This window comes from Photobacterium sp. R1 (assembly GCF_054600795.1).
In genome coordinates, this window is record NZ_BAAHZP010000209.1 from 1 (window position 1) to 368 (window position 368).

Annotated in this window: 1 pseudogene; it reads right to left on the reverse strand. The window is 54.1% G+C overall.

The window, feature by feature from the left end:
* Positions 1-368: pseudogene (locus ACYP03_RS24700) on the reverse strand (hybrid sensor histidine kinase/response regulator); the annotation flags it as partial.

Consider the following 368-nt stretch of genomic DNA (forward strand, 5'->3'; position numbering starts at 1 on the left):
GCTGTGAGGGCCTCTTTTTCCTGGCTCGCTTTGGTACAGCGTTCCAGAACAAAATCCAGCGTGTTGAGAACAGTGCGCCAGCGCGGTGTTTTCGGCAGGGTTTCCAGCTGTAAATATTTGTCCAGGGTGCGTGTTTGCAGTGTGCTCCTGTCCAGGTACACGCGCCACAAGCCGCTTTCTTCTGCCAGATCAAATTTGGTTTTTCCGGTGGATGTTTCCCAGAACTGCAGGCAGTCTTTCATCACATCCACCAGCATTTGTCTCAGCTGATCAGCTTTATCCGGCTGAGCGTGATCCAGCCTGTCTGCCAGCTGACTGAACTCGCCCCCCATATCGCGTAAACGCTGCAGGCTGTGCTTGTCGCCATC